At 37.1% G+C, this 26,959-nt stretch carries 21 protein-coding genes and 1 pseudogene; 12 read left to right on the top strand and 10 right to left on the bottom strand.

Annotated elements, in window-relative coordinates:
* Positions 1–311: 311 nt before the first annotated feature.
* Complete coding sequence (locus J4771_RS04940) at positions 312–515, top strand: hypothetical protein (RefSeq protein WP_224137013.1); 204 nt, start codon at positions 312–314, stop codon at positions 513–515.
* A 218-nt stretch (positions 516–733) separates the two neighbouring features.
* On the opposite strand, the pseudogene J4771_RS13300 reads toward J4771_RS04940, so the two are convergent.
* Positions 734–2,085: pseudogene (locus J4771_RS13300) on the bottom strand (IS3 family transposase).
* A gap of 230 nt (positions 2,086–2,315) precedes the next feature.
* Here J4771_RS13300 and J4771_RS04925 point away from each other — a divergent pair.
* The 7 genes from J4771_RS04925 to ppk2 (J4771_RS04895) all read left to right on the top strand — a co-directional run bounded on the left by J4771_RS04925 (position 2,316) and on the right by ppk2 (J4771_RS04895) (position 11,976).
* A complete protein-coding gene (locus tag J4771_RS04925) occupies positions 2,316–3,584 on the top strand; it encodes a glucose-1-phosphate adenylyltransferase (protein ID WP_224137011.1) in 1,269 nt (422 codons plus the stop codon).
* Positions 3,585–3,721: 137 nt separating this feature from the next.
* The gene (locus J4771_RS04920; RefSeq protein ID WP_224137009.1) at positions 3,722–4,759 is read left to right on the top strand and encodes an SRPBCC family protein; all 1,038 of its coding nucleotides are present in this window, start codon (positions 3,722–3,724) and stop codon (positions 4,757–4,759) included.
* Positions 4,760–5,082: 323 nt separating this feature from the next.
* Complete coding sequence (locus tag J4771_RS04915) at positions 5,083–7,890, top strand: 2-oxoglutarate dehydrogenase E1 component (RefSeq protein ID WP_224137008.1); 2,808 nt, start codon at positions 5,083–5,085, stop codon at positions 7,888–7,890.
* 42 nt (positions 7,891–7,932) lie between these two features.
* Positions 7,933–9,198, top strand: coding sequence for a 2-oxoglutarate dehydrogenase complex dihydrolipoyllysine-residue succinyltransferase (gene odhB, locus J4771_RS04910; protein ID WP_224137006.1), 1,266 nt, complete (start codon positions 7,933–7,935; stop codon positions 9,196–9,198).
* A gap of 83 nt (positions 9,199–9,281) precedes the next feature.
* Positions 9,282–9,668, top strand: coding sequence for a Co2+/Mg2+ efflux protein ApaG (gene apaG / locus J4771_RS04905; RefSeq protein WP_224137004.1), 387 nt, complete (start codon positions 9,282–9,284; stop codon positions 9,666–9,668).
* Positions 9,669–10,237: 569 nt separating this feature from the next.
* Positions 10,238–11,092 (top strand): polyphosphate kinase 2, encoded by an 855-nt coding sequence (ppk2, locus tag J4771_RS04900; protein WP_224137001.1) that lies wholly within the window; start codon positions 10,238–10,240, stop codon positions 11,090–11,092.
* A gap of 80 nt (positions 11,093–11,172) precedes the next feature.
* Positions 11,173–11,976, top strand: a complete 804-nt coding sequence (gene ppk2 / locus J4771_RS04895; protein ID WP_224136999.1) for a polyphosphate kinase 2 — start codon at positions 11,173–11,175, stop codon at positions 11,974–11,976.
* A gap of 50 nt (positions 11,977–12,026) precedes the next feature.
* Here ppk2 (J4771_RS04895) and mtaB read toward each other — a convergent pair whose 3' ends face one another.
* The 4 genes from mtaB to J4771_RS04875 all read right to left on the bottom strand — a co-directional run bounded on the left by mtaB (position 12,027) and on the right by J4771_RS04875 (position 16,000).
* Complete coding sequence (gene mtaB / locus J4771_RS04890) at positions 12,027–13,376, bottom strand: tRNA (N(6)-L-threonylcarbamoyladenosine(37)-C(2))-methylthiotransferase MtaB (protein WP_224136997.1); 1,350 nt, start codon at positions 13,374–13,376, stop codon at positions 12,027–12,029.
* Between the two features lie 403 nt (positions 13,377–13,779).
* Entirely contained in the window at positions 13,780–14,352 is a 573-nt protein-coding gene (locus J4771_RS04885) for a cysteine dioxygenase (RefSeq protein WP_224136995.1), read from the bottom strand.
* A gap of 106 nt (positions 14,353–14,458) precedes the next feature.
* Positions 14,459–15,049 carry a DUF1572 family protein gene (locus J4771_RS04880; protein ID WP_224136994.1) on the bottom strand — a complete coding sequence of 197 codons (591 nt, stop codon included), beginning with the start codon at positions 15,047–15,049 and terminating at the stop codon, positions 14,459–14,461.
* A gap of 153 nt (positions 15,050–15,202) precedes the next feature.
* Entirely contained in the window at positions 15,203–16,000 is a 798-nt protein-coding gene (locus J4771_RS04875) for a hypothetical protein (RefSeq protein WP_224136991.1), read from the bottom strand.
* A gap of 279 nt (positions 16,001–16,279) precedes the next feature.
* Between J4771_RS04875 and glgP the strand changes: the two genes are divergently transcribed.
* The 4 genes from glgP to J4771_RS04855 all read left to right on the top strand — a co-directional run bounded on the left by glgP (position 16,280) and on the right by J4771_RS04855 (position 21,284).
* The gene (glgP, locus tag J4771_RS04870; protein WP_224136989.1) at positions 16,280–17,944 is read left to right on the top strand and encodes an alpha-glucan family phosphorylase; all 1,665 of its coding nucleotides are present in this window, start codon (positions 16,280–16,282) and stop codon (positions 17,942–17,944) included.
* Positions 17,945–18,167: 223 nt separating this feature from the next.
* A complete protein-coding gene (locus tag J4771_RS04865) occupies positions 18,168–19,274 on the top strand; it encodes an NAD(P)/FAD-dependent oxidoreductase (protein ID WP_224136987.1) in 1,107 nt (368 codons plus the stop codon).
* A 130-nt stretch (positions 19,275–19,404) separates the two neighbouring features.
* The gene (gene prfB / locus J4771_RS04860) at positions 19,405–20,517 is read left to right on the top strand and encodes a peptide chain release factor 2 (RefSeq protein ID WP_224136986.1); all 1,113 of its coding nucleotides are present in this window, start codon (positions 19,405–19,407) and stop codon (positions 20,515–20,517) included.
* Positions 20,518–20,606: 89 nt separating this feature from the next.
* Complete coding sequence (locus J4771_RS04855) at positions 20,607–21,284, top strand: DedA family protein (protein ID WP_224136985.1); 678 nt, start codon at positions 20,607–20,609, stop codon at positions 21,282–21,284.
* 69 nt (positions 21,285–21,353) lie between these two features.
* Here J4771_RS04855 and J4771_RS04850 read toward each other — a convergent pair whose 3' ends face one another.
* The 5 genes from J4771_RS04850 to J4771_RS04830 all read right to left on the bottom strand — a co-directional run bounded on the left by J4771_RS04850 (position 21,354) and on the right by J4771_RS04830 (position 26,942).
* Positions 21,354–22,211 carry an alpha/beta hydrolase gene (locus J4771_RS04850; protein ID WP_262900190.1) on the bottom strand — a complete coding sequence of 286 codons (858 nt, stop codon included), beginning with the start codon at positions 22,209–22,211 and terminating at the stop codon, positions 21,354–21,356.
* Positions 22,212–22,313: 102 nt separating this feature from the next.
* A complete protein-coding gene (gene dnaJ, locus J4771_RS04845) occupies positions 22,314–23,438 on the bottom strand; it encodes a molecular chaperone DnaJ (protein WP_224136983.1) in 1,125 nt (374 codons plus the stop codon).
* A gap of 98 nt (positions 23,439–23,536) precedes the next feature.
* Positions 23,537–24,076 carry a nucleotide exchange factor GrpE gene (locus tag J4771_RS04840; protein ID WP_224136982.1) on the bottom strand — a complete coding sequence of 180 codons (540 nt, stop codon included), beginning with the start codon at positions 24,074–24,076 and terminating at the stop codon, positions 23,537–23,539.
* 137 nt (positions 24,077–24,213) lie between these two features.
* A complete protein-coding gene (locus tag J4771_RS04835; RefSeq protein WP_224136981.1) occupies positions 24,214–25,545 on the bottom strand; it encodes an Nramp family divalent metal transporter in 1,332 nt (443 codons plus the stop codon).
* A 110-nt stretch (positions 25,546–25,655) separates the two neighbouring features.
* Complete coding sequence (locus J4771_RS04830) at positions 25,656–26,942, bottom strand: OmpA family protein (protein WP_224136980.1); 1,287 nt, start codon at positions 26,940–26,942, stop codon at positions 25,656–25,658.
* Between the last annotated feature and the right edge of the window lie 17 nt (positions 26,943–26,959).

Below are 26,959 nucleotides of genomic sequence, written 5' to 3'. Positions count from 1 at the left end.
CAAGTGGAGACTATAGAACATTACACCACCAATAGTGCCTTTCAGTTTGATAATACTGCTTTGTCTAGCCATTTTCTTAAATTTTAAAAAATTGATTTTAGAATGATGAGGTTCATTCTCTCAAATCTTGGTGAATTCACAAGACAAAATTTTGCAAAACAAATATGCAGAGCAAGTTTCCGTGCCGATAACGACGCTTTTTGCCGAAAAGGACACAAGTTTCCTATTTAGTAGGAAAAAGAATAATTTTACCTTTGCATAGTCACCGCAGAATCAGTATAGCAACTCCAACCCAAAACCAAGGATAGAGTATGAAACGACCGCCTCAAAGACTCTGCATCTACCCGAAAGATATCGTAAGAATCACAGGAAAAAGCGAACGCTTTTCCCGCGATCTTATCCAGCGCATCAAACAAAAACTAGGAGAGGAGGAACATCAGTTTATCACCATAGAAGAATTCTGCCAATATGCCGGTCTGCAAGCAGAAATCGTAAAAGAATTAATCCGCGATTAACCTATACATTTATTGCACATGTTTTATTAATTTCTTATCTTTGATAAACCTACAAGATGTTACAAAACGTAATAAAATAGGAGGGGGAAAATTCGGTGTCCTTTTAGAAACACAATTTATAAACGCCCATTGCAAAAGGCAAAACCAAACGTTTTTAAGTCCCGTCCGGATCGCAAAACTCCCTCATATTTAGACTGCACCCAAAAGTTTAGACAAAATTAAACAATATTATTAAAGGAAAGAGTTCGGTACTGTACCGGGCTCTTTCCTTTTAAATTAAGCCTTATTCTGTCGTTGTTGTAATAATCAATGTATTCTTTTATTTCTTTCCTGAGTTCGTCGATAGAACCAAACTTTTTGGTATAAAACATTTCAGACTTCAATGTTCCGAAGAAATTTTCGATTATGGCATTGTCCAGACAGTTCCCTTTTCGGGACATACTTTGAACAATTCCTTTTTCTTTTAATATATTTTGATAAGCTTTCATTTGATATTGCCAACCTTGGTCTGAATGTAAAATGATGTTTTCTGTATTTTTAATTTTCTTTAAACCCTTTTTCAGCATATCTGTAATCTGTGCAAAGACAGGCCTTTCTGAGAGATTATAGCTGATGATTTCACCGTTGAATAAATCGATTATCGGAGATAAATAGAGCTTATTTCCCGAGACATTAAATTCCGTTACATCGGTTGCCCACTTCGTGTTCGGCTGGTCGGCTTTGAAATTTCTTTTCAAAATATTGGGTGCTATTTTTCCTTGTTCTCCACGGTAAGATTTGTATTTCTTTACCCGTATAATGCTTTTCAGTCCTAGCGATTTCATTAATCTCAATACTGTTTTATGATTGATAATAATTCCTTTATCTCTCATTGTCAAAGTAATACGCCGGTATCCAAACCTTCCTTTGTGTTGATGATAAATCTGTTTTATCATTGTTTTTACGTCCGAATATTTGTCGGTTTGAGCCTTGTTTTGATGATAATAGAAACTGCTTCTCGCCATCCCGGTACAATCCAATAATACGGACAGATTGTATTTAGGCCTTAACTCTTCGATGGCTTTTGCTTGTTCTTTTTGAGAGTTAAGGCGTCTAACTTTTTTAGAAAATCGATTTCGGCTCGCAGTCTTTCATTTTCCAGTAACAATTCTTCTTCCCTGGTCAATGGTTTGCCAGACTTTTTCTTTTTACGTTGGTAATCGCTCATAATTGCTGGTCTTCCTTTGGGTTTATTCTGTAACCCTAAAATACCACTTTTTTCGTAAGCGCTCCGCCAATTGGTGATGCTGGATTCTGCAGCGATATTAAACCGTGCAGCAGCTTGCTTTAGAGATAAGTCTTGTGCCTTGATCGTTTCCAAAACTCTTAACTTAAATTTTACGTCATAACGGCGATTGCTTCTGCGTTGCAGTCCTTCAATTCCGTACAAATCATAAAACCTTTTCCATTTGCGAACAACCGTCGCATCCAAACCTACTTCCTGTGCCAAAGAGTGGATCGACAGATCATTTTTCTTAATCTTCTCCACACAACTCACCTTAAATTCTAAACTATACTTTGATTCTCCCATAATAAAAATGCCCCTAAAAAGTGTCTAACTTTTTGGGGGCAGTCCAATTTGAGGGAGTTTTTTTTGTTTGGTTATTCTGATGACTTTTCCGTGTTTTGTCTTAATTTTTTGAAATTAAAAGAGGGAGCGAAAAACCATGAATTATCATGTAATTTTATTTTGCTCAATGGCTAAAAATCAGTAATATTGTTATGTCTCAAGCTGATAAATTAATAACAAAAAAATAAACGATGAAACCCAGCGTAATCTCAATAGTTCTCGGTGGTGGAAGAGGGACACGATTGTTCCCATTAACGTATTCGCGTTCGAAACCTGCGGTTCCCATTGCAGGAAAATACAGGTTGGTCGATATTCCGATATCTAACTGTCTGAATTCGGGTTATAACAGAATTATGGTTTTAACGCAGTTTAATTCTGCTTCTTTGAACTCGCACATCAAAAATTCTTACCACTTCGATATTTTCAGTAAAGGATTTGTAGATATTTTGGCAGCAGAACAAAATGTGGAAAACGATCAGTGGTATCAAGGAACAGCCGATGCGGTGCGACAATCGATGAAACACCTTGATAAGTACGAGTACGACTATATTTTGATTCTTTCGGGTGACCAACTTTATCAGATGGATTTTCGCGAAATGATTGATTTCCACTGCAAAAATGAAGGTGATATCACCATTGCAACCATTCCCGTGAATTCACACGACGCTCCAGGTTTTGGAATTCTAAAATCGGATGATGAAGGAAATATCACGTCTTTTATTGAAAAACCTTCAACCGATTTATTACCCGACTGGAAATCTGAAGTTTCAGAAAAAAGCAAGTCTGAAGGTAAAGAATATCTCGCTTCAATGGGTATTTACGTCTTTAGCAAAAATGTCCTCAAAAAAATGTTTGCAGAAGATCCGGGCGATGACTTCGGTGGCGAACTGATTCCGAACGGTATTGGAACTTACAAAACTTTAAGTTTTCAATACGACGGCTATTGGACGGATATTGGAACCATTCAATCCTTCTTCGATGCAAACCTGGATTTGACGCGGGATTTCCCGAAATTCAATTTATTTACAAAAGCGCCGGTTTACACGAGAGCGAGAATGCTTCCGCCTTCAAAAATTTTGGGTTCTTATGTAAGTAAAGCCATTTTCGGCGATGGATGTATTGTGATGGCGGATAAAATTGAAAATTCGATTGTAGGCAACAGAAGCCGCATCGACAGAGGAAGTACCTTGATGAATACGTACATGATGGGAGCAGATTATTATCAGGACACAAATGAAATTGTTTCCAATGACAGTGTGGGAAAACCAAATCTCGGCGTTGGTAAATATTGCTACATCGAACGTGCAATTCTCGACAAAAACTGCAGCATTGGTGACAATGTGCGAATCATCGGAGGTAAACATCTTCCCGATGGCGATTACGAAACCCATTCTATCAAAGACGGAATTGTGGTGGTGAAGAAAAATGCACAAATTGCTCCGGGAACTCATATTCCCTAATCACAAAATTTTTAATAGAAAACAGCATCCATTCCGGGTGCTGTTTTTTTGATTTTTTCTATGGGTAATTTAAGCATGGGATTAAAATCTCGCGTCTTGTGTCTAAAAATCTCACGTCTATTTCTTACTTTTGCCGCATGCGATTTTTCAAGTTCGGAATTCTGATTGTTCTTTTTTTGGCGGCGGTTTATGCGGTTTCCATGACTTTTGTTGACGAAAGTAAAAACTTTACCATCGAGAAGGAAATCAATTATCCTGTCGACAAGGTTTTTCCTCAGTTCAACAATCTGCAGAATTTTGTAAGATGGAATGCTTTCTTTTCTGATAATAGTAATCTTTCTTTTCAGTTCTTCACGCCTTATGAAGGAAAGGGAAGTTCAATGACGTATCGTGACCGAAAAAGTAGCGGAACTTTCGGTGACGTTTTTATCCGTTACGAAAATCCCAACAGAACTTTGAGGTACCAACTTTTCGAGGGGAAGGAAAACAGTCCGTATCTGATCGACATCAAATTCAGAGGAGACGGTAACAAAACAAAACTCACTTGGTATATCCACACTCCAAAACAGCCGCTATTAAAACGTTCTTTAAACTTAATCTCCAAAGATTATATTGCCGATAATATTGATAAAAGTATGAAAAATCTTTACAATATTTTAGGAAATAAAGTGGATAAAGAAGAACAACGAAAAAATTTGAAGTTTGACAGTTTAATGGTTGAGAATCAGGAAGGTCAATTGCTTTTGGGAATCAACGTGACTACAAAAAATGTGAAAGACGCATTGTTTAAAAACATCGTGATGAACCACAATAAAGTATTAAATTACGTGAAAATGGATTTGGCAAAACGAGATGACGAATACGGCGAACCTGTCCTAATTACCGATGCCGATAACTTCAAAGATAAAGAAGTCTCTTATTATTATGGAATTCCTTTATCGAAAAGAGTAGGAGTTTCTGATAATAATTTCAGTTTCAGAACGTTGAACGCTTCGCGAATTTATGTGATTTATTATCAGGGAACTTATGCAGGAAGAGTGAAAGCAATTCAACAACTCTTGCTAAAAGCAAAACGAGACACGATGCGAACAGGCGATTTGCAGCAAACTTTCTTGGAAGGACCTTCTGTAGATAACAATACCGTAATGAAATTGTCACTGCCTGTTTTTAGATAGTTTTTCGAAAATTCTAAAAATATTTTCCCCATCTTTTTGTATCAAAAATAAGCGAAGCGGCTTTGTTTTATCTTAAAAATATGCAGTACAATTGCGGATAAAATCTTTGTTTTTCCTTGCGTGAAAGAAAGCATTTAGAAATGAGAGAATTGAATCAAAAGATATGATTTTTCATCAAATTTTTTTGATTGTTTTTCTAAATCACTCATCCAAATAAGAATCAATTCTTTTAACTATTTTTAAGGCAATTTCGGCTTTAATACTTCACTTATTTTTGTTAAATTTGTAGTTTAAATAAAAATCAACAGTTTAACCTGTAAATAATGGACAAATTTTCATTCCTGAATGCGGCGCATTCGCAGTTAATAGAAGACTTATACCAACAATATTTAAAATATCCCGACACTTTAGAGCCTTCCTGGAAAGCATTTTTCCAGGGATTTGATTTTGCTTTGGAGAACTATGGTGATGAAATCGGGGGAAATCAACCCGCTACAACTCCGCAAAACGCTGTTCAGTTTGCCAATCAACAAGCCGCAAACGGACAAATTCCGAATGATATTCAGAAGGAGTTTGATGTGATGAATTTAATTCAGGCATATCGGCACAGAGGTCACCTTTTCACCAACACCAATCCTGTTCGTGAAAGAAGACATTATGAACCGACTTTAGATATTGAAAATTTTGGTTTGTCTAAAGAGGATTTGAACAAAAAATTCAATTCCGCCACAGAAATCGGGATGGAAGGTGCAGCCACTTTAGCAGAAATCGTAAAGCGTCTTGAAAATATTTACTGCGAATCCATAGGTACAGAATACATGCACATCAACAATGTGGAGGAGAAAATGTACATCAGAAAATGGTTGCAAGTGAATGAAAACCGTCCGAAATTAAGTGCTGACGAAAAGGTAGAAATCCTCGGAAAATTAAATCAAGCCGTCGCTTTTGAAAATTATCTTCACACCAAATTCGTTGGACAGAAAAGATTTTCATTGGAAGGTGGCGAATCATTGATTCCTGCTTTGGATCAGTTGATTACGCGTTCTTCGCAATTAGGTGTTGATGAAGTGGTTTTAGGAATGGCACACCGTGGACGATTAAACGTTTTGACCAATATATTCGGGAAATCTTACAAACAAATTTTTTCTGAATTTGAAGGAAAAGAATTCGAGGAAGACGTTTTTTCAGGTGATGTGAAATACCATTTAGGTTCTTCAAAAACCATTAAAACGGCAAACGGCGAAGAAGTAATCATCAATTTAACGCCGAATCCATCGCACTTGGAAACAGTTGCAGCGTTGGTGGACGGAATTTGCCGCGCAAAAGTTGACGACAAGTATAAAGATTACAATAAAGTTTTACCAATCGTCATTCACGGCGACGGAGCAATCGCAGGACAAGGAATTGTTTATGAAGTTGCACAAATGATGACGCTTGAAGGTTATAAAACAGGTGGAACAGTACATATTGTGGTGAACAATCAGGTTTCTTTTACGACCAATTATTTGGATGCACGTTCCTCAACTTACTGCACAGATATTGCAAAAGTGACCGAATCTCCTGTAATGCACGTGAATGCAGACGATGTGGAAGCGGTTGTACATGCGATTCGTTTTGCGGCGGATTTCCGTGCACAGTTTGGGAAAGATGTGTACATTGATTTGTTGGGCTACAGAAAATACGGTCACAACGAAGGCGACGAACCAAGATTTACTCAGCCAAATTTATATAAAGTCATTTCAAAACACCCAAATCCAAGAGAAATTTATAAAAATGAATTGATCAAGGAAGGAGTTGTTTCTGATGAGGTTTTAAAGAAAATGGAAACCGAATTCAAAACGCTTCTTGATGCAGATTACGATGCTTCCAAGGAAATCGAAAAAAACACCATGGATATTTTCATGGCAGATGATTGGAAAAATTATCCGATCTGTGCAAAAGGAGCCGTTGAAATCCCTGTAAATACAGGATTTAACATCGATGAGCTAAAGAAACTAGCGGTGAAAATGTCAACTTTACCAGGAGACAAAAAATTCATCAATAAAATTACAAGACTTTTCGAAACCCGCTTAAAGCAAATCGAAGCCAACTCGCTTGATTGGGCTTTAGGAGAATGGTTGGCTTACGCCACACTGCTTACGGAAGGAAGCAATGTGCGAATTTCGGGGGAAGATGTGGAAAGAGGTACGTTTTCTCACCGTCATGCAGTCGTGAAAACGGAAGATACAGAGGAAGAATACATTCCTTTAAGACATATTTCAGACAGCCGTTTTGATGTGTTTAATTCGCATCTTTCGGAATATGGCGTTCTCGGTTTTGATTACGGATATGCGATGGCTTCACCAAATACTTTGACGATTTGGGAAGCGCAATTTGGAGATTTTGTGAACGGCGCTCAAATTATTGTTGATCAATATTTGGTCGCAGCAGAGGAAAAATGGAAAATTCAGGATGGTTTGGTGATGATGCTTCCGCACGGTTTTGAAGGTCAGGGTGCAGAACACTCTTCCGCAAGATTGGAAAGATTTTTAACGCTATGTGCGAATGAAAATATCATCGTGGCAAATGCGACAACTCCTGCAAACTACTTCCATTTGTTGAGAAGACAGATGAAGTGGAATTTCAGAAAACCATTGGTGGTAATGACGCCGAAATCATTGCTTCGTCATCCGAAAGTAGTTTCACCATTAGAAGAGTTTGCAGACGGTCAATTCCAGCCAATCATTGATGATGCAACTGCAAATCCTGAAAAAATTGAAAAATTGGTGTTGTGTTCCGGTAAAATCTACTACGAACTTTTAGCCAAAAAAGAAGAATTGAACTGTGATACGATTGCTTTGGTAAGATTCGAGCAGCTTTATCCGATTCAGCATGATAAAATTGAAGAGATTTTCGCAAAATATTCCAACAGAAAATCATTGCTTTGGGTTCAGGAAGAACCTGAAAATATGGGAGCTTGGAGCTATATTTTAAGAAATTTCAGAGACACGGGAATTCAGGTTGTTTCTCCGGTTCCGAGTGGTTCACCTGCGCCGGGAAGCCACAAAATGTTTGAGAGAAACCAAAACGCCATCATCAACAAAGTTTTCGACCGTGATGATGCACCTGCAAAAAGACCGGTTACGGCTTAATTCAATTAAAATTTTTAAAAATAATAAACAAAAATATTCACGATGTCAATATTAGAAATGAAAGTCCCTTCACCGGGAGAATCCATCACAGAAGTTGAAATCGCATCATGGTTGGTAAAAGACGGCGATTACGTAGAAAAAGACCAGCCGATTGCCGAAGTTGATTCCGACAAAGCAACCCTTGATTTACCTGCTGAAGAAAGCGGAATTATCACTTTAAAAGCCGAAGAAGGTGAAGTGGTACAAGTTGGTCAAGTAGTTTGTTTAATCGACATGGATGCCAAAAAACCTGAAGGTTCAGCTCCTGCTGCAGAAGCTCCAAAAGCAGAAAACGCAGAAGCTCCGAAAGCAGAACAAAAAGTGGTAGAAAAACCTGCAATCGTTCAGGAAGCGAAGAAAGAAGAAGCAAAACCAACGTCTTACGCAACCGGAACTCCATCACCTGCAGCGAAGAAAATACTTGATGAGAAAGGAGTAGATGCATCGCAAGTTTCCGGTACAGGAAAAGACGGTAGAATTACCAAACAGGACGCTGAAACAGCTTCTGTTCCTGCAATGGGTTCACAAACTTCTACAAGTGGTTCGAGAGCATCAAGCACCACGAAACTTTCAGTTTTAAGAAGAAAATTGGCGGCAAGATTGGTTTCCGTGAAAAACGAAACTGCAATGTTGACCACTTTCAACGAAGTGGATATGTCTGAAATTTTCAGAATCAGAAAACAATATAAAGACGAGTTTGCAGCGAAACACGGTGTTGGTTTAGGTTTTATGTCTTTCTTCACGAAAGCGGTAACTAGAGCCCTTCAAATGTATCCTGATGTAAATGCATCGATTGATGGAGATTTTAAAATCAATTACGATTTCTGCGATATTTCGATTGCGGTTTCAGGACCGAAAGGTTTAATGGTTCCTGTTTTAAGAAATGCTGAAACCATGTCTTTCAGAGGTGTTGAAGCCAACATCAAAGAATTGGCAGAAAAAGTAAGAGACGGAAAAATTACGGTGGACGAAATGACCGGCGGAACATTCACTGTTACGAACGGAGGAGTTTTCGGTTCAATGCTTTCGACGCCGATTATCAATCCGCCACAATCTGCAATTTTGGGAATGCACAATATTATTCAAAGACCGGTTGCAGTTGACGGACAGGTGGTTATCCGACCAATGATGTACGTTGCAATGTCTTATGACCACAGAATTATCGACGGTAGAGAATCTGTAGGTTTCTTGGTCGCCGTAAAAGAAGGAATCGACAATCCTGTCGAGATTTTAATGGGTGGTGATGAAAGAAAAGCGTTAGAACTTTAATAAAATTTGTAGATTTTTTCAAATATTTTAAGTCCCGTCTAAAAAAGGCGGGATTTTTGTATTAATTTCAAAAAGCACATGTTATGTTCTCTATAACTACTTTCAACATTAAGGTTTCCGTAATTCCGGAGTATGACATTAAGAATAGTTTTCCTTCCGAAAACCGTTTTGTTTTCCGTTACAATATTTTCATCGAAAACCTTGGTGAAAGCCCGGTCAAACTTTTGAGGAGAAAGTGGCTGATTTATGATGTTGGTTTCGGATTTACTCAAGTTTCCGGAGATGGAGTAATCGGATTGACTCCTGAAATACATCCCGGTGAAACTTTCAAATATTTTTCAAACGTTGCGCTGCGTTCCGGAGTTGGAAGTATGAGCGGAATTTACTTTTGTAAAAATCTTACCACAAATGAGAACATTGAAATTGAGATTCCAAAATTTAACTTAGTGGCGGAAGTTTTGAGTAATTAATTCGAGTTACGTGATACGAGTTATTTGGATTGAAGCAGACTATTATAGTTTGCTTTTTTTTTGTTGGAGAGCTACAAAGTGGCGAAATAATTAGCAAGGATGAAGCCCTTTGAACGGTAAGATGGAGATTATTAGAGAAGCCACGAAGTGCCGAAATAATTAGCAAGGACGAAGCCTTTTGAACGGTAAGATGGAGATTTTTAGAGAAGCCACGAAGTGGCGAAATCATTAGCAAAGGGTGGAGCCCTTTGAACGGTAAGATGGATATATTTAGAGAAGCCACGAAGTGGCGAAATCCTTTGCCTGTTATTTGAATGCATTATTAATTTCTTAAGTATTTCAATGAATAATAAAACTTATCTAAAATTTCCACATAAACTCTAATTTTTACTTTTTTATTCACATTTTCACTTTAAAGCGTAATAATTAATGCTTTTAAAATTCACTTTTCTGAATTATTGCCTCGAAAATTCGGAATTGCGGTTAATTACTGCCAAAAATCATATCCCCACATTCTTTATTTTTTTACAATTCTCTTTAACTTTGTATAACAGATTAAAGATTAAACTATGGCTGAATTACTCGATTTTCAAAGAATTAATACCAAATCGGAATTGTTGAACTTCCTTAATGAACACCGAGAGGAAAATGCAATTTATGATTCGGTTTTGGAAAAATATCTCTACGAAGAAGAACTTAAAAAGTTACAGGCTGAATTGGTAAATCTTCAGAATTGGATTCAAAAAAAAGGGAAAAAAGTCGCAATTATTTTTGAAGGAAGAGACGCTTCGGGAAAAGGCGGTACCATCAAAAGATTTTCCGAGCACCTGAATCCAAGAGCAATGCGACTTGTCGCCCTCAACAAACCGACTGATGTGGAACGTGGACAATGGTATTTCCGCAGATATGTGAAAGAACTTCCAAACCGTGGCGAAATTGTTTTCTTCGACAGAAGTTGGTACAACCGAGCCGTTGTAGAGCCGGTAATGGGTTTCTGTACACCCGAACAATACGAATCTTTCATGGTACAGGTTCCGGAGTTTGAACACATGCTTTATGAAGCGGGAACAATCATCATCAAGTTTTGGTTCTCCGTTAATAAAGATGAACAGCTTTACCGCTTTAACCGTCGTTTGAAAAATCCTTTAAAGATGTGGAAATATTCTCCGGTTGACGAAAAAGGACAGGAACTTTGGGATCAATTTACTTTTTACAAAGACCAAATGTTCAGCAGAACGCACAACGCTTTCTCACCGTGGGTGATTGTGAAATCCGACAATAAAAAGAATGCGAGACTTGAAGCGATTCGATATGTTCTTTCACTTTTCGATTATGAAGGAAAAGATCATGCAACGGTAAGTTTGAATCCTGATCCGAATGTGGTTCAGCGTTATTTCCGAATGGTAAAACAAATCGACCTTTAATGAGTTGCGAGATTCGAATTACGAGTTTCCCAGCGCACCGTCAATCATTATTTATCAATCATCATTTATAAAATTAAGTCATGAATATTTCCCCCGAAGAATTTGAAACTTTAAATACAAAAAAAGGAATTTATGCTTTACTGCAAAACGAAACTCCGGATGCAGAAAAAGCCCACAAATTCATTAAATATGAAAACCGCCTCGCAAAATTGCAGGCCGAACTCATCAAAATGCAGAATTGGGTTGCCGAAAATAGTAAAAGAGTAATCGTTCTTTTTGAAGGACGGGATGCGGCAGGAAAAGGTGGCGCAATCCGAAGAATTACAGAAAACCTAAACCCTCGTCAACACCGGGTTGTAGCGTTACCAAAACCTGATGAAGTGGAGCAGGGACAATGGTATTTCCAAAGGTACGTGAACCAGCTCCCTAAAGCGGGCGAAATCGTTTTTTTCGACCGAAGTTGGTACAACCGTGCTGTTGTAGAACCAGTAAACGGTTTTTGCACCGAGGAACAGTATAGAATTTTTATGGAACAGGTGAATGATTTTGAAAGAATGATCATCACTTCGGGAACCTATCTCTTAAAACTTTATTTCTCTATTTCCAAAGACGAACAGGAAAAACGTTTTGCAGAAATTATTGAAAGTCCGCTAAAAAAATGGAAATACAGTGATGTGGACAAAAATGCTTTAGAATTGTGGGACAAATACACGGAATACAAAGAAAAAATGTTCGATAAAACCAATACCGAATATGCGCCGTGGAAAATTTTCAAAGCCAACAGAAAATCGAAAGCAAGAATTGAATCATTAGAATATATTTTAGAAAATATTCCGTATCAGGTTAAAAATGAAGAGGTTTTAAAACACGAAGATATTGATTAAGCGTAGGAACGCGCCGAAAGGCGCGTTCAATTTTATAAATCATTAAGCTTCTAAACCTTCGCCAAAAACTCTTCAAACACAGGCATCACAGAAACTGTTCCGTCGTTTTCAACTTTATTGAGTTTTAAGAATTCAATTTGGTTAACAGAATTTTCCTCAAAAGGTTTTTGTACGCGAACATAATTTTCGGTAAAACCGTACATTAAACCACTCTTATTCTCATGTTCCCAAAGAACAGGTAAAGTCTTTCCAATCTGGGTTTGATAAAATGCCATTTTCTTTTTCTCGGAAAGAATGCGCAACATTTTGTTTCGCTTTTTTCTTTCGGAAATCGGGACGATTCCATCCATTTCTGCGGCCTCCGTGTTTTCTCTTTCCGAATAGGTGAAAACGTGCAGATAAGAAATCGGAAGCTCGTTCAAGAAGTTGTAAGTCTTTAAAAATTCCTCTTCCGTTTCTCCCGGAAAACCAACAATCACATCAACTCCAATACAGGAATCGGGCATCACTTCACGGATTTTTGCAACTCGGTCGGTGTAAAGTTTCGTCAGATAACGGCGTTTCATTTTCTTCAAAAGTTCATCGCTTCCGCTTTGAAGAGGAATGTGAAAATGAGGCACAAAACTTTTCGATTTGGAAACCAATTCGATGCTTTCGTCTTTTAAAAGATTGGGTTCGATCGAGGAAATTCGGATTCTTTCGATTCCATCCACTTTATCAAGTTCAGAAATTAAGTCAAGAAAAGTATGTTCGTGTTTTTTATTTCCGAATTCACCTTTTCCGTAATCTCCGATGTTTACGCCTGTTAAAACAATTTCCTTAATTCCTTTCGCAGCAATTTCCTGCGCATTTTTCACCACATTTTCGATCGTGTCGGAACGAGAAATTCCTCTGGCCAAAGGAATCGTGCAATACGTACATTTGTAATCACAACCATCCTGAACTTTCAAAAAAGCTCGTGTTCGGTCACCGATGGAATAACTTCCGATGAAAAAATCCGTTTCGTCAATTTCGCAGGAATGAACAATCCCTTGATTTTCAGATTTCTGCAAATCTTCAAGATAACTCAAAATATTGAACTTTTCTTTCGCTCCCAAAACCAAATCAACGCCTTCAATTTGAGAAATTTCTTCTGGTTTTAACTGTGCGTAACAACCTAAAATCACCACCAAACCTTCAGGATTGGCTTTCATGGCACGCTTTACGTGTAGTTTACATTCTCTGTCCGCATTTTCTGTTACTGAACAAGTGTTGATAACGTACACATTTGCTTTATCGTCAAAACTTACCTTTTCGTAACCTGCGGAAGTGAGTTGTCTTGCAATGGTTGATGTTTCCGCAAAATTTAATTTGCAGCCAAGAGTGTGAAAAGCAGCGGTTTTGGTGGTTGAATTTTCCATAAATTAAGAGTGCAAATTTAAGGAAAATTTTTAAGGGATTAATTTTTGAAATTATAAATAAACCATGCCACATAGGCACATAGATTTAAAATCTTTTCTATGCGATTATGTGTCTAAAAAAAATGTACTTCAAAAATATCTTCGAATTGAAAATAAACATTGCCACATAGTCACATAGGTTTAGACTCTTTTCTATGTGCCTATGTGGCTAAAAAAATTGTATTTGAAAAAAACTTCGAATTGAAAATAAACATTGCCACATAGTCACATAGGTTTAGACTCTTTTCTATGTGCCTATGTGGCTAAAAAAATTGTATTTGAAAAAAACTTCGAATTGAAAATAAACATTGCAACATAGTCACATAGTTTTAAACTCTATTTCTATGCGAATGTGGCTGAAAAATTATATTTCAACAACCTTTTGATAAGCCTCATTTTCCAAATTCCACGAACAGGAAGTCGCCTTGTCTGAAAGATAACCGATTCTGCGGTTTTCAGTATCAAAAACTCTTACGCCTTCTAAATTCAATTTATCGGTTCTGTAAATATGCAGACTTACCGAAATTTCATCTGCATTATTAATGATGGAATGAATTCCGCCAAATTCTTCGGGGAAAATGTCGCCTTCATGAGCAAAAGCGCGGGAATCATACTCTATAAAATTGGAATTTTCGCGGTAGCTTACTTCGGTTAGACTGCCTTTCAAAACTTTAATTCTGCCGTCATAATTGCTGTGGTCGTGAATCGCGGTGCAGTTATCAATTCCCCAAAGCATGAGAATTGCCACAAATTCATCATTGTAAACGGGAATTCGCACATAAGTCTCGTTGGGAACTTCCGTTTTCGAAAGTGGGAAAATTCTGTTGAAATCATCGTACTCGAACGTGAAAAGCAAATCACAAATTTCGTTGAAGCTGAGTCTTTTTTTAGTCTTTAAATCGTGTAAAACCTGTTCTAGATTCTGAACACCTGCCATTATTTTCATATCGCAAGAATTTGGTGACATAAAATTAATGACAACAACAAAAAGAGAAATAATAGAAAGTGTTGATTTATATCAGAAGTGATTTATATCAGAAATTTCAATTTTTAAACTCCTCCCGAACTTCATCGCTTTCAGCATAACAAACAGGCGAGGAGTTTTGTTGAATTTCTTCAGGATTTTGCCTTTTCAGCATTTCGATATTGAATTCCTGTGATTGGTTTCTAGCGATGGAAAGTGTTTTCCAATCGTCATTTTTCAACATTTTAGCGATGTAAATAATTTGTCCGACATGATAAGGATAATGCGCAAGTTGTCTCAAAACCGCATCCAAAACGGAATGTTTTTCACCCCGAATCGTGATTTCTTTTTGCCAAGTTTCTTCTTGAATTTGGTTTAAGGCCTCAAAAAAAACCGTCCAACCTTTTTCCCAAATTTCAAGCATTTCCTCTTTTGATTTGATGTTGTTTTCAAACTCGGAATCGCGGTTTCGCCAATTTTTTTCGCCGTCTTCCATTAAAAAATTAGTCCATCTTGAAAGCATATTTCCCGAAAGATGTTTCACAATGGTTGCTATGGAGTTACTTTCAGGATTATATTGCCACAAAACCTGTTCGTCACTGAGTTGAGAAAAAGTTTTGTCACCAAGTTCCTTGTAATATTGGAAACGTTTTGTGAAGAGGTTTTTCATTGGTTCGAGTTGCGAGTTATGAGATGTGGGATACGAGTTATGAGTGGCGTGATGCAAGGTTCGTCAAATGATCCAAATTTACGAAAAATCAATAATGAATTTTCAATATTTAAACTCAAATACGCAATCACTCAAACCCTCAAACACATACACTCACTTAATATTCGTCATATTCCCACACAAGTTTTCCAGGTGAAAAATTTTGTCGAAAGGTGATTGGATTTTTTGCAGGTTTTCTTTATTTTGAATGAAAGTATAGCGTGAAGCAAGGGAATTCATGTCGGAAACAATGACCAACCAACATTCATCCACACTTCGGTCGTAATAAGGGAATTTTTGGTTTTTCTTTTCGATAAGCTCGATGATTTTTTCGGAACAAAGTCCGTCAAAAAGGCCGAGGTTGAAATCATGGGTAATGAAAACATTTCGTCGATGAGGCGATTTCCTAATTTTTTTCACGTAACCGAATGCTTTCTTTTTCATGATGCATTTTTTGATGTTTTGCACCATATCGTCCTGCTTTTCGAGCAAATCGATTTTAGAAAGATTCTGAAATTCCAAAAAATAAACACCACGAAATTTCGAGGTGTCTTCCTGTTCAAGCAATAATTCAGCGTGACGAAAAATTTTATTTAACTGACTTTCTATCTTTTTGATTTCTAGATGATTGATGACTTCGGTAAGTTCAATTCCAATTTTTTTGTCATTAAATTTGGCGATAAAATCCGGACTTTCGCAGGTGAGGTTTTCAAACTGAACTTCGGGGAAATGATGAAGGAAGGAATTGAGTAAAAGTATTTCCGATTTTTTTCGGTATTTATCGCGGTCGTGAAGCGATGAACCGTCAATTTCGCGGTGATATTTTTCCATCGGCTTTTTTTTCAAATGCCCGTTCAAATAATACAGCGATAGATTTTTGGTTAAATCTTCCTCGGAAAATATCCTTTTCATAGTCTTAAATTTTGAAAATCAATATTTTACGATTTTAAAATTAATTAAAAAATCAATACAAAGTCATTTTATTTCAAAAATTTAAAGAAAAATTCACATTGCCCATTTTTTTTAATAACTTGAAAATCAGCTACAAACCTTTATCTGCCTAAATTCTTTAAATTTTTAAACGAATTATTGAAATAACTGAAACTTCGCAGGTTTTTTAAAATTTAATATGAAAAACTTTCAAAAAAATATAAATTCAATACATTTGCAGCTGTTAAAAAATATGTGAAGATGGATTTTAAAAATTTTCAGATGCCTTTCAGCATCAATCCCGATTACTCAAAAAAAGTTGCCTATTTTTCGATGGAGTTTGCTATTGATCAGGCTTTAAAAATATATTCAGGCGGACTTGGTTTCCTTGCTGGTTCTCACATGAGAAGTGCTTACAATTTGAAGCAAAATTTAGTAGGAATCGGAATCCTTTGGAAATTCGGTTACTACGATCAGGCGAGAAATCACGATCAAACCTTACAACCGACCTGGACGAAAAAAATGTACAGTTTCCTTCAGGATACTGGAATTAAATTTCAAATCGAAATTCATTCCGCTCCAGTTTGGGTAAAAGTGTTCTATCTTGATCCTGAAATTTTCCACACGGCGCCTATGTTTTTCCTTTCAACCGATGTTCCAGAAAACGACCACATCTCCAAAACAATTTGTCACCGACTTTATGACGCCAACGAATCTACCAAAATTGCACAATATATTTTGCTTGGAAAAGGTGGCGCGAAATTGTTGGACGTGATGAATTTCGAAAGAGATGTTTATCATTTGAACGAAGCTCACGGACTTCCTGCAGCGTTTTATTTGCTTAAAAAATTCGGTGGAGATTTGGCGAAAGTGAAAGAAAAATTGGTTTTCACCACGCACACTCCAGAAGAAGCAGGAAATGAGAAACACAACATTTTCATGTGTCACGACATGTCCTATTTTTCGGGGTTAACGATTGATGAGGTGAAAACGATTGAAGGAATTCAGGACGACCGTTTTAACCATTCGCTTTGCGCATTGAGAATGGCAAGAATTGCCAATGGTGTTTCGCAGCTTCATGGCGTTGTTTCGCGGGAAATGTGGAATAAATATCCTGGAATTTGTGAAATTAAAGCGATTACGAACGCTCAGGAATATAAATATTGGGCAGATAAACCGCTTTATGACTCGAAAGACGAAGATGATGCAACACTTTTCGATTTCAGAAAGAAACATTTGAAAAAGAGAATGTTCAGAATTGTTGCCGACCAAACAGGAAATTTATTCGACCCGAATGTTTTTACCATAGTTTGGGCAAGAAGATTTGCCGGCTACAAGAGAGCCGACTTGCTTCTTCACGACAAGGCAAGATTTGAAAGATTATTAAACAATCCAAAATATCCCGTGCAAATTATTTGGGCAGGAAAACCTTATCCGATGGATTATTCAGCGATTTCTACCTTCAATACTTTGGTGGAGGAAAGCAAATATTACAAAAATATGGCGGTTCTCACAGGTTACGAATTGGCGTTGAGTAAAGCGTTGAAACAAGGTTCTGATTTGTGGTTGAACAATCCGCGAGTTCCGCGAGAAGCTTCGGGAACTTCGGGAATGACCGCAGCAATGAACGGTTCGGTAAACTTGTCAACTGATGATGGTTGGATTCCTGAATTCGCAAAAAACGGAATCAACGGTTTCGTAACACCACAAGCGGATTATCATAATTTAAGCGTTTACGACCAAGATAATTTCGACCTGGAAAATCTGTATAACGTTTTGGAAAATGAAATTATTCCAACTTATTATGATGATAAGGACAGGTGGAGAAAAATTCAGCAAACCGCGATGGATGATGTCAAAAAGTACTTCAACTCCGATAGAATGGCGGATGAATATTATAAGTTGATTTATGACGACGTTCAGTAAGGACAAATCGTGAAACGTTACGAAGTGGTTCGACGAAGTCAATTGTCCGAAGCCACGAAGTGGCGACATCAATAGCAAAGGGTGAAACCCTTTGAACAAATGAAAAAACAAATTGGATGAAGCCACGAAGTGGCGAAATCAATTTTCTAATTCTAAAACATCAAAACCGTTGAATTAATTTCAGCGGTTTTTTGGTTAAATTTATGCATTAAAAATTTTGAAAATGAATCCAAGTATTTGGGAATTGGAAACCTTTTATAGAAAACGAGACGTCATCATTATTGGTGCAGGTTTCACGGGATTGTGGAGTGCGATTTCCATTAAAGAAAAATTTCCCGAAAAATCTGTTTTGGTAGTTGAAAGAAGTTCTGTCCCAATTGGTGCTTCTACCCGAAATGCAGGTTTTGCTTGTTTCGGAAGTTTTACGGAAATCATCGCCGATGGTGAGAAAATGGGATGGGAAAAAACATTGGATTTGGTGAAGATGCGTTTTGACGGTTTAAAGAAAATCCAAGAATATTTCAAACCCGAAGAAATTGATTTCGAATTATGTGGAGGTTTTGAAATTCTTAATGATGATAAACCTTTACAGAATATTGATGAAGTCAATGACAAATTAAAATCCATTACCAATTTAGACAAAACATACTTTTTAAATCAAGAAAAAATTGCAGAATTTGGACTGGGAAATTCAAAATATTTGATTGAAAATCCGATGGAAGGTTGTTTACATTCAGGGAAATTGTTGCAGAAACTTTTGCAAAAAAGTCAAAATTTAGGAATCGAAGTTCTTTTCGGAACGGAAGTTTTAAAAATTACTGAGGATGAAAATTCAGTCAAAATTCAAACAAAAAGTTTTGAAATCGAATCTGAAAAATTGGTGATTGCAACCAATGCTTTCACAAAAAATCTTCTTCCAAATATTGATTTAGTTCCTGCACGCGGACAAATTCTTTTAACCGACCCTGTTGAAAATTTAAAATTAAAAGGAACTTTCCATTACGACGAAGGTTTTTACTACTTCCGAAATTTGGGAAACCGAGTTTTGTTGGGCGGCGCAAGAAATCAAGATTTTAGAAATGAAGAAACCGATGTACTTGAAACCACAGAATTTCTTCAAAACCATCTTGAAAACTTTTTAAAAACAGTTATTCTTCCTCATCAAGAATTCAAAATCTCGAATCGATGGAGCGGAATAATGGCGATGGGAAATGAGAAATCGCCGATTGTTGAAAAAATTTCGGAAAGACAAATTGCGGCAGTGCGACTTTCGGGAATGGGAGTTGCTTTGGCTCCGAAAATCGGGGAGTTGGTTTGTTTGATGGTTTGAAAGTTTGAGGGTTTGGAAGTTTGAGAGATGAATTAATAGTTGTTTCACTTGAAGAATATTTTCAAATTAACAGATTTTCAAATCTTCAAATTTATATAAATGCAAAATCTCAAATTACTATTTTTGCAAAATGATAAACAGCGACCAAATTAAAGACGCACAATCCCGAATCGGGGAACTCTATAAATTTTTGCAAATCGAAAAAAAGAAAATCGAAATCATCAATGACGAGGAAAAAACCGTCGCTCCCGAATTTTGGGACAATCCAAAAGAAGCGGAAGCTTTTATGAAGCAGCTCCGTTCCAAGAAAAAATGGGTGGATGATTATGAAGAAATTTTTTCACGTTTTGAAGATATTCAGGTTTTATCAGACTTTGCTAAAGAAGATGCCGATTCTGAAAAAGAATTAGACGAATCGTTCCCAATTCTTTTAGAAAAAATTGAGAATCTGGAGTTCAAAAATATGCTCTCCAACGAAGGCGACGAACTTTCTGCCGTTCTACAAATTACAGCAGGAGCAGGTGGAACGGAAAGTTGCGATTGGGCTTCAATGTTGATGAGAATGTACACGATGTGGGCGCAAAATCAAGGGTATAAAATTCGGGAACTCAATTATCAGGAAGGCGATGTTGCAGGCGTTAAAACGGTGACTTTAGAAATCGACGGCGAATTTGCATTCGGTTATCTACGTGGAGAAAATGGTGTTCACCGTTTGGTGAGAATTTCGCCGTTCGACTCCAACGCGAAACGCCACACGAGTTTTGTTTCTGTTTATGTTTATCCATTGGTTGATGACACCATTGAAATCAACATCAATCCAGCCGATATTTCCTTTGAAACCATGCGAAGTTCAGGTGCAGGTGGCCAAAACGTAAACAAGGTGGAAACTGCGGTCCGTCTTCGTCACGCTCCAACTGGAATTATTATTGAAAACTCGGAAAGCCGCTCACAGCTCCAAAACAAAGAAAAAGCGATGCAGCTTTTACGTTCAAGATTATACGAAATGGAACTCGAAGAACGAATGAAGGCTAGAAACGAGATTGAAGCGGGAAAAATGAAAATTGAATGGGGAAGCCAAATTCGAAATTACGTGATGCATCCTTATAAATTGGTGAAAGACGTTCGTTCTGGTTACGAAACTTCGGATGTTGACGGCGTGATGAACGGAAATATAACTCCATTCCTAAAAGCATTTTTAATGGCGGACGGAACAGCAGTTTCAGATGACGATTTGGAATTATAATTTTCATAAACCATTTATTCATCGAAACTTTACGAAACTTTAACAGAAACTTATTCCGATAAGTTACGGCTTTTATTATCTTTGCAAATATGGAACATTTTGAAAGTTGGAAGGATTTATTGAATCCTGAATTTTACATTAAGATGGGTGGTTTTTGGCTCATCTTATTTATTGTTTTTGCCGAAACTGGCTTATTTGTCGGTTTTTTTCTTCCTGGTGACAGTTTACTTTTCGTATCTGGAATTTACGCTGTAGAGCTCGTCAGTGAAACATTTGGCAGTACTGGAAACGATTTCCTGGACACTACAATCTTGGCCACAGCTGTTGCAATTGCTGCAATTATTGGTAATGAAGTGGGATATTGGTTCGGAAGAAAAGCGGGACCTACATTATACAAGAGAGAAGATTCTTTTCTTTTCAAGAAAAAATATTTGTTTCAGGCTCATGATTTTTTTGAGCAACACGGCGCACTTGCTGTAATTATGGCGAGATTTTTACCTATCGTTAGAACTTTTACGCCTATTGTTGCGGGAATTGTGAAGATGGATAAAGGTAGATTTTTAATCGACAATATCATCGGAGCTTTTCTATGGTCATTCTCCCTAATTTTTGCGGGACATTACCTTGATGCACTTTTCAAAACACAATTTAACATTGATTTGAAGGCTCACCTGGAAATGATCATCATTATAATTGTCTTGATTACTACTGCACCAATTATCATCAAGTTTTTCTTTGGAAAAAAGAAGGAAGAAACTCAAGAATAGAAATATTTTATGAAAATAAAAAAAGCAATCTGTAAAGGTTGCTTTTTTGTTTATGAATTGGGAACTTTTTTATTCCTTTATGAATTTCACAATATTGGGATAAACCAAATTTTCCCTTTTCTTTTTAAAAAATCTCGGAGCGTGTCCCATGTTTTGCATGTATACAAATTGATGTGGAATTTTCTTCTCCGTTAAAACCGAATCCAAAGCTAAACCTTGCTCTTTATTAACCAAAAAATCATTTGTCCCCTGAAAATGATGTGTAGGAACATTTGCTGCAACATATATTGGACTTGCTTTTTTGAACGCCTCCAAATCGCTTCCATCATACTTTTCTCCCACCACTTTTTGAAAAGTTTTATATGAATTTTTATAATATTTTGAGTTAAGATATTTCTCTGAGTAAAAATCGGTTGGTCCACTTAAAGAAATGATTTTTTCCACTTTGTTGGGATTTTGATAACCGTAAAGCAAAGCCAAATGTCCACCTGCACTTTCGCCGAGAAGAATCAGTTTTTCCCGATTGAGATTCCATTCTTTTTGTTTAGAATGAAAGGTTTCAACTGCTTTCGAAATATCTTCCAATAAAGTTTTGTAAGTGGTATTTTTGTCAACCAATCTATAATTAATATTTACTGTTGGGATATGATTTTCCATTAAAAAATTTTGAATTGAGCGGACATGAGATTTGTTGCCAAAAACCCAAGCTCCACCGTGAATCAACATCACAATTGGAGTTTCAGAAGAATATTTTTCGGGCAGGAAAACATCCATAATGTTTCTTTTGTCTTCCCCATATTTCAAGTTGTAAATTTTCCTTGCTCCAGAATTTTCAGAAACCACTTTATATTTCGTGGAACAGGAATTAAAAATCATCGAAAGAATTCCAAGTAACCAAAAATGATAGTTAAGAATAAGTCTTTTCATAATATAATTGCTGGAAAGTTTGTGCCACAAAGCATTTTTAAACTTTAGTCGTTATGCTCTAAATAAAAAAAGAGATTTCCTAAAAAATCTCTTTATCGCTATTTAATTGAATAAGTCTCTTACTTTATCAAAAAATGTTTTTTCCTGTCCGGAAGGTTCTGCAACCATTTCGCCGTTGTTTAACTGGCTTTCAAAAAACTCTTTCTGTTCCTTTGAAAGTTTTTGTGGCGTCCAAACATTGATGTGAACGAACATATCGCCTTTTCCGTAACTGTCGATACTTGGTAAACCTTTGCCTGAAAGTCTTAAAATTTTACCGGACTGTGTTCCTGCATCTACTTTTATTTTTACTTTTCCACCAACGGTTGGGACTTCTTTAGTTGTTCCTAAAGCTGCTTCAGCGAACGAAACATACAATTCCTGATGAAGATTGTCACCTTCACGTTTGATGGTTGCATCAATTTCCTCTTCAACCACAACTAACAAGTCGCCTGGATTTCCACCAAAAGGTGCGTCATTTCCTTTTCCGCGAACATTGAGTTGAATTCCTTCTCTAGCTCCTGCAGGAATACTGATGGTTACCTCTTCCTCTTCTTTTACCAAGCCTTGTGCGTTGGCTCCCGAAGGAATTTTATCGGCAACTTTACCCATTCCTTGACAAGTTCCGCAATGAGTTTGGGTTTGCATTTGTCCGAACATCGTGTTCATCACTTTTACCTGAACTCCGCTTCCATGGCAAGTTGGACAAGTTTTGGAAGTTGCTCCAGCTGCCAATTTCATCTTCTTGACTTTAATGGTTTTTTGAGTTCCGTTTACCATTTCTTCAAGATTCAGTTTAATTCGCACACGAAGATTGGTTCCACGAACTTGCTGTCTTTGACCGCCGCCAAAACCACCAAATCCGCCGCCGCCGAAATGTCCACCAAAAATATCTCCAAATTGGCTGAAAATATCCTCCATATTCATTCCGCCGCCGAAACCGCCACCGAAACCACCGTTTCCGCCCACTCCTGCATGTCCGAACTGGTCGTAACGTGCACGTTTGTTAGAATCGCTCAAAACTTCGTAAGCTTCTGCGGCTTCTTTAAATTTTTCTTCGGCAACCGTATCTCCCGGATTTTTATCAGGGTGATATTTGAGGGCCATTTTTCGGTAAGCTTTTTTTATTTCTTCTCCGGATGCGGTTTTGGTAACCTCCAAAACTTCGTAATAATCACGCTTTGTCATAATTGATAAGTGAATTTCTGCGAGTGAATTTCTTTCAGAGTGAATAGTGAATTTTTAAAAATTGACTATTGACAGCGAAGCGAATTCACAATTCATTTTTAATTTCCCGTCACCACTTTTGCGAAACGGATTACCTTGTCGTTCAATGTATATCCTGTTTCAATTACATCTACAATTTTTCCTTTTAATTCAGGAGTCGGCGAAGGAATCTGTGTAATGGCTTCATGTAAATCTACGTTGAAATCGTCGCCTGGTTTTACCTCCATCGCTTTCAAGCCTTTTTCCGCCAATTTATTTTTGAATTTTTGATAGATGAGCTCTACGCCTTGCAAATCAGCATCATTACCGTGTTCAGCAATGTTTTTCAAAGCTCTTTCAAAATCATCCAAAACATCAAGCATTGAAATCATCATGTCTTGATTGGCGTATTGGAAGAAATCCATTTTTTCCTTTGCGGTACGTTTTTTATAGTTTTCAAACTCGGCAAACAAACGGATATAACGGTCTTTTTCTTCTGACAAAAGTTCCTCTGCAGACTGTTCGTTTGTCACATTTTCAACAGTTTCTTCTTCGATATTTGGATTGAATTCCTGCTCCGAATTCAAGTTTTCTTCGTGTAAATCTTTGTTTTCTGACATAATATTACATTTTAATATGCATCATTTCACAAAATTTTTGCCAAAGGAATTTTTAGGACAAAAGGGCAGTATTGTTATTCGTAGGGACAAATCGTGATTTGTCCAATACTGAATCTTTCCGGAATGTTTTTAAAAAATTAATTCCCGATAAAAGTTTGAAAAAGCAAAAAGAGATTCAAGACAATAATAATTCCCGAAATAACCCACGCAGAAATTTTTAAAACAGGTTTATTGACGAACCTTCCCATTTTGAGTTTATCATTTGTAAACATGACTAACGGAACTACCGCAAAACTCAGCTGCATCGACAAAATGACCTGACTTAAAACCAAAAGATTGGTCGTTCCTTTTTCGCCATAAAGTATGGTGACAATCAATGCGGGAATTACTGCAATTAACCTTGTAATCAGTCTTCGCAACCAAGGTTTTAAACGGATGTTGAGAAAACCTTCCATCACAATTTGTCCTGCTAAAGTTCCTGTTAAAGTAGAGTTCTGTCCAGAAGCGAGAAGTGCAATTGCGAAAAATATACTCGCAAAAGTTGTTCCAAGAATGGGTGTCAACATTTTGTAGGCATCGTGAATATCTGCAACATCTTTATTTCCTGTGGTGTGAAAAGTTGCAGCGGCAACAATTAAAATTGCTGCATTGATAAAGAAGGCTAAAAATAGGGAAAGTGTACTATCGATGGTCGCAAATTTAATCGCTTCTTTTTTCCCTTCATTGGTACGTTCATAATTTCTTGTCTGAACGATACTGCTGTGCAAATACAAATTATGCGGCATTACGGTTGCTCCCAAAATTCCAATGGCGATATAAAGCATGGAAGGGTTAGTTACAACTTCTTTCTGTGGAACAAGTCCGCTTAGAATCGGGAAAATATCGGGATTTGATAAAATAATTTCATAAGCGAAACATCCTAAAATAATGAAGATTAAACCCGCAACAATACTTTCCAAGATTCTGAAACCTCTCGCTTGAAGAAATAAGATCAGAAAAACATCAACTACGGTAATCACAACTCCCCAAGTTAACGGTATGCCGAACAATAGATTTAATGCAATCGCAGAACCGATGACTTCTGCCAAATCACATGCTGCAATTGCAATTTCGCAGAAAACCCAAAGTATAAAATTGGTGGTTGGATTGAAATGGTCTCTACACGCTTGAGCCAAATCTCGTTCAGCAACAATTCCCAACTTCAGTGATAAATGCTGAAGAATCATCGCAAAAATATTGGAAATAAGAATCACAGAAAGTAAAGTATATCCAAATTGTGCTCCACCTGCAATATCTGTCGCCCAATTTCCGGGATCCATGTAACCGACGGCAATCATCAGACCGGGACCTGCAAAAGCAAACAGTTTTTTCCAAAAACCCGCATCTTTAGGAATGTTAATGCTTGAAAAGACTTCAGGCAAAGAATTGATGTGCTTTTCTCTTTTCCAGCCGATATTGTTATTCTTCATTAATGTTAGATTAATCTAACAAATATAGTTATTTTAAACTAAAACACAATATTTTAACAAAAAAAATCCCGACAAATTTGTCGGGATCTGTTATTAAATATCTAGAAAGATTATTTTGTAAATCTAATAGAAGTTTTTCTGTCTGCTTCTCTTTCTTTGTCAGAAGCAGTTTCAGCAACAGTTGCAAATTCTTCACCGTAACCTTCAGCTCCTGTAACTTGAGCAGAACCTAAAGCAGCTTTTACAGCATCTGCTCTCTTTTGAGACAAAGCCTTGTTTCCTGCATCGTCTCCTTTTTTATCAGTGTAAGCTCCGATTTTTACTTTAGCATCTGGATAAGCAGCCAAAATCGCTTTCAAGTTATCCAACTGAACTTGAGATTCTGGAGTCAATTTAGTTGTTCCAAATTCGAAGTTTAAGTTATCAAAGTTGAACCACTTGTTTTTCAAAGCAGCTTCGTCTGCATTTTTGTACTCGTCAGAATTCAAGAAAGCGACTACTTGATCTTCGATACCACCTTTGTAAGCGTTCAAAGTTTTTCCACCAGGAAGAGTAACTGTAGTTGATTCTTTTGCAGTTGTAGCTACTACTGCAGAATCTCCAACTGGAGCAGTTACGGCAGCAGAATCGGTTACAACGGCAGCTGAGTCTGTAGTTGTAGTTGTTGTATCTGCAGGTTTGTTGCACTGTTTCCACAAGAACCAACCAGCAAGACCTAACAATAAAAGTGGCAATAACCATTTCCAAATAGAACCACCACCTCCGTTGTCATCATTTCTGTCAACGTTTACGTGAGTGTTTCCTCCTCTGTTTACTTCTACTTTCGGTTGGTCGTAAGACGAAACTCTTACTTTTTCAGTTTCCACGTTTGGTGCAGAATGACCTCCCCAATTTCCAAGACCTAAAGAAGCCAAAGAAAGACCTGCAGGAAGAAGTGAAGAAACAATTCCTTTTTGATCATTCAACAAAGAAGTAAGTCCGGAAGCTCCAAGATTGTTATCAGCAGAATATTTTCCTAAAGAACCAAGAGCTGCACCAGTTACCATATTCAACAAAGAATTAGATGATGAGTTGCTTACTCCTGAAAAACTGGAAATTGCATTTACCAATCCACCAACTTTATCTCCAAAAATTGCAGATAAAACAGTTGAAATTAAAGAATTATTAGAAGAACCTCCTAATAAGTTGCCAAGAAGACCACTAGAAGCAGCTCCCGTAATTGCATCAAGAACTCCTGGTTTATCTGCATTGTTTGCCAAACCACCTACAACAGCAGGAAGTAATCCGCTGATTGCTTTAGATACTCCTGATTCGCTTTCTCCTAATTGAGAAGCAGCTTGTGAAACTAACGCAGGACCTAACTGTCCTTTGATAAGATCAATAACGTTTAATGACATAATAGTTTATTTAAAGT

The sequence above is a fragment of the Candidatus Kaistella beijingensis genome, from assembly GCF_020084865.1.
Lineage (GTDB): Bacteria > Bacteroidota > Bacteroidia > Flavobacteriales > Weeksellaceae > Kaistella > Kaistella beijingensis.
The sequence above is the reverse complement of the archived record's forward strand: the minus strand, read 5'-3'. Positions and strand labels throughout refer to the sequence as shown.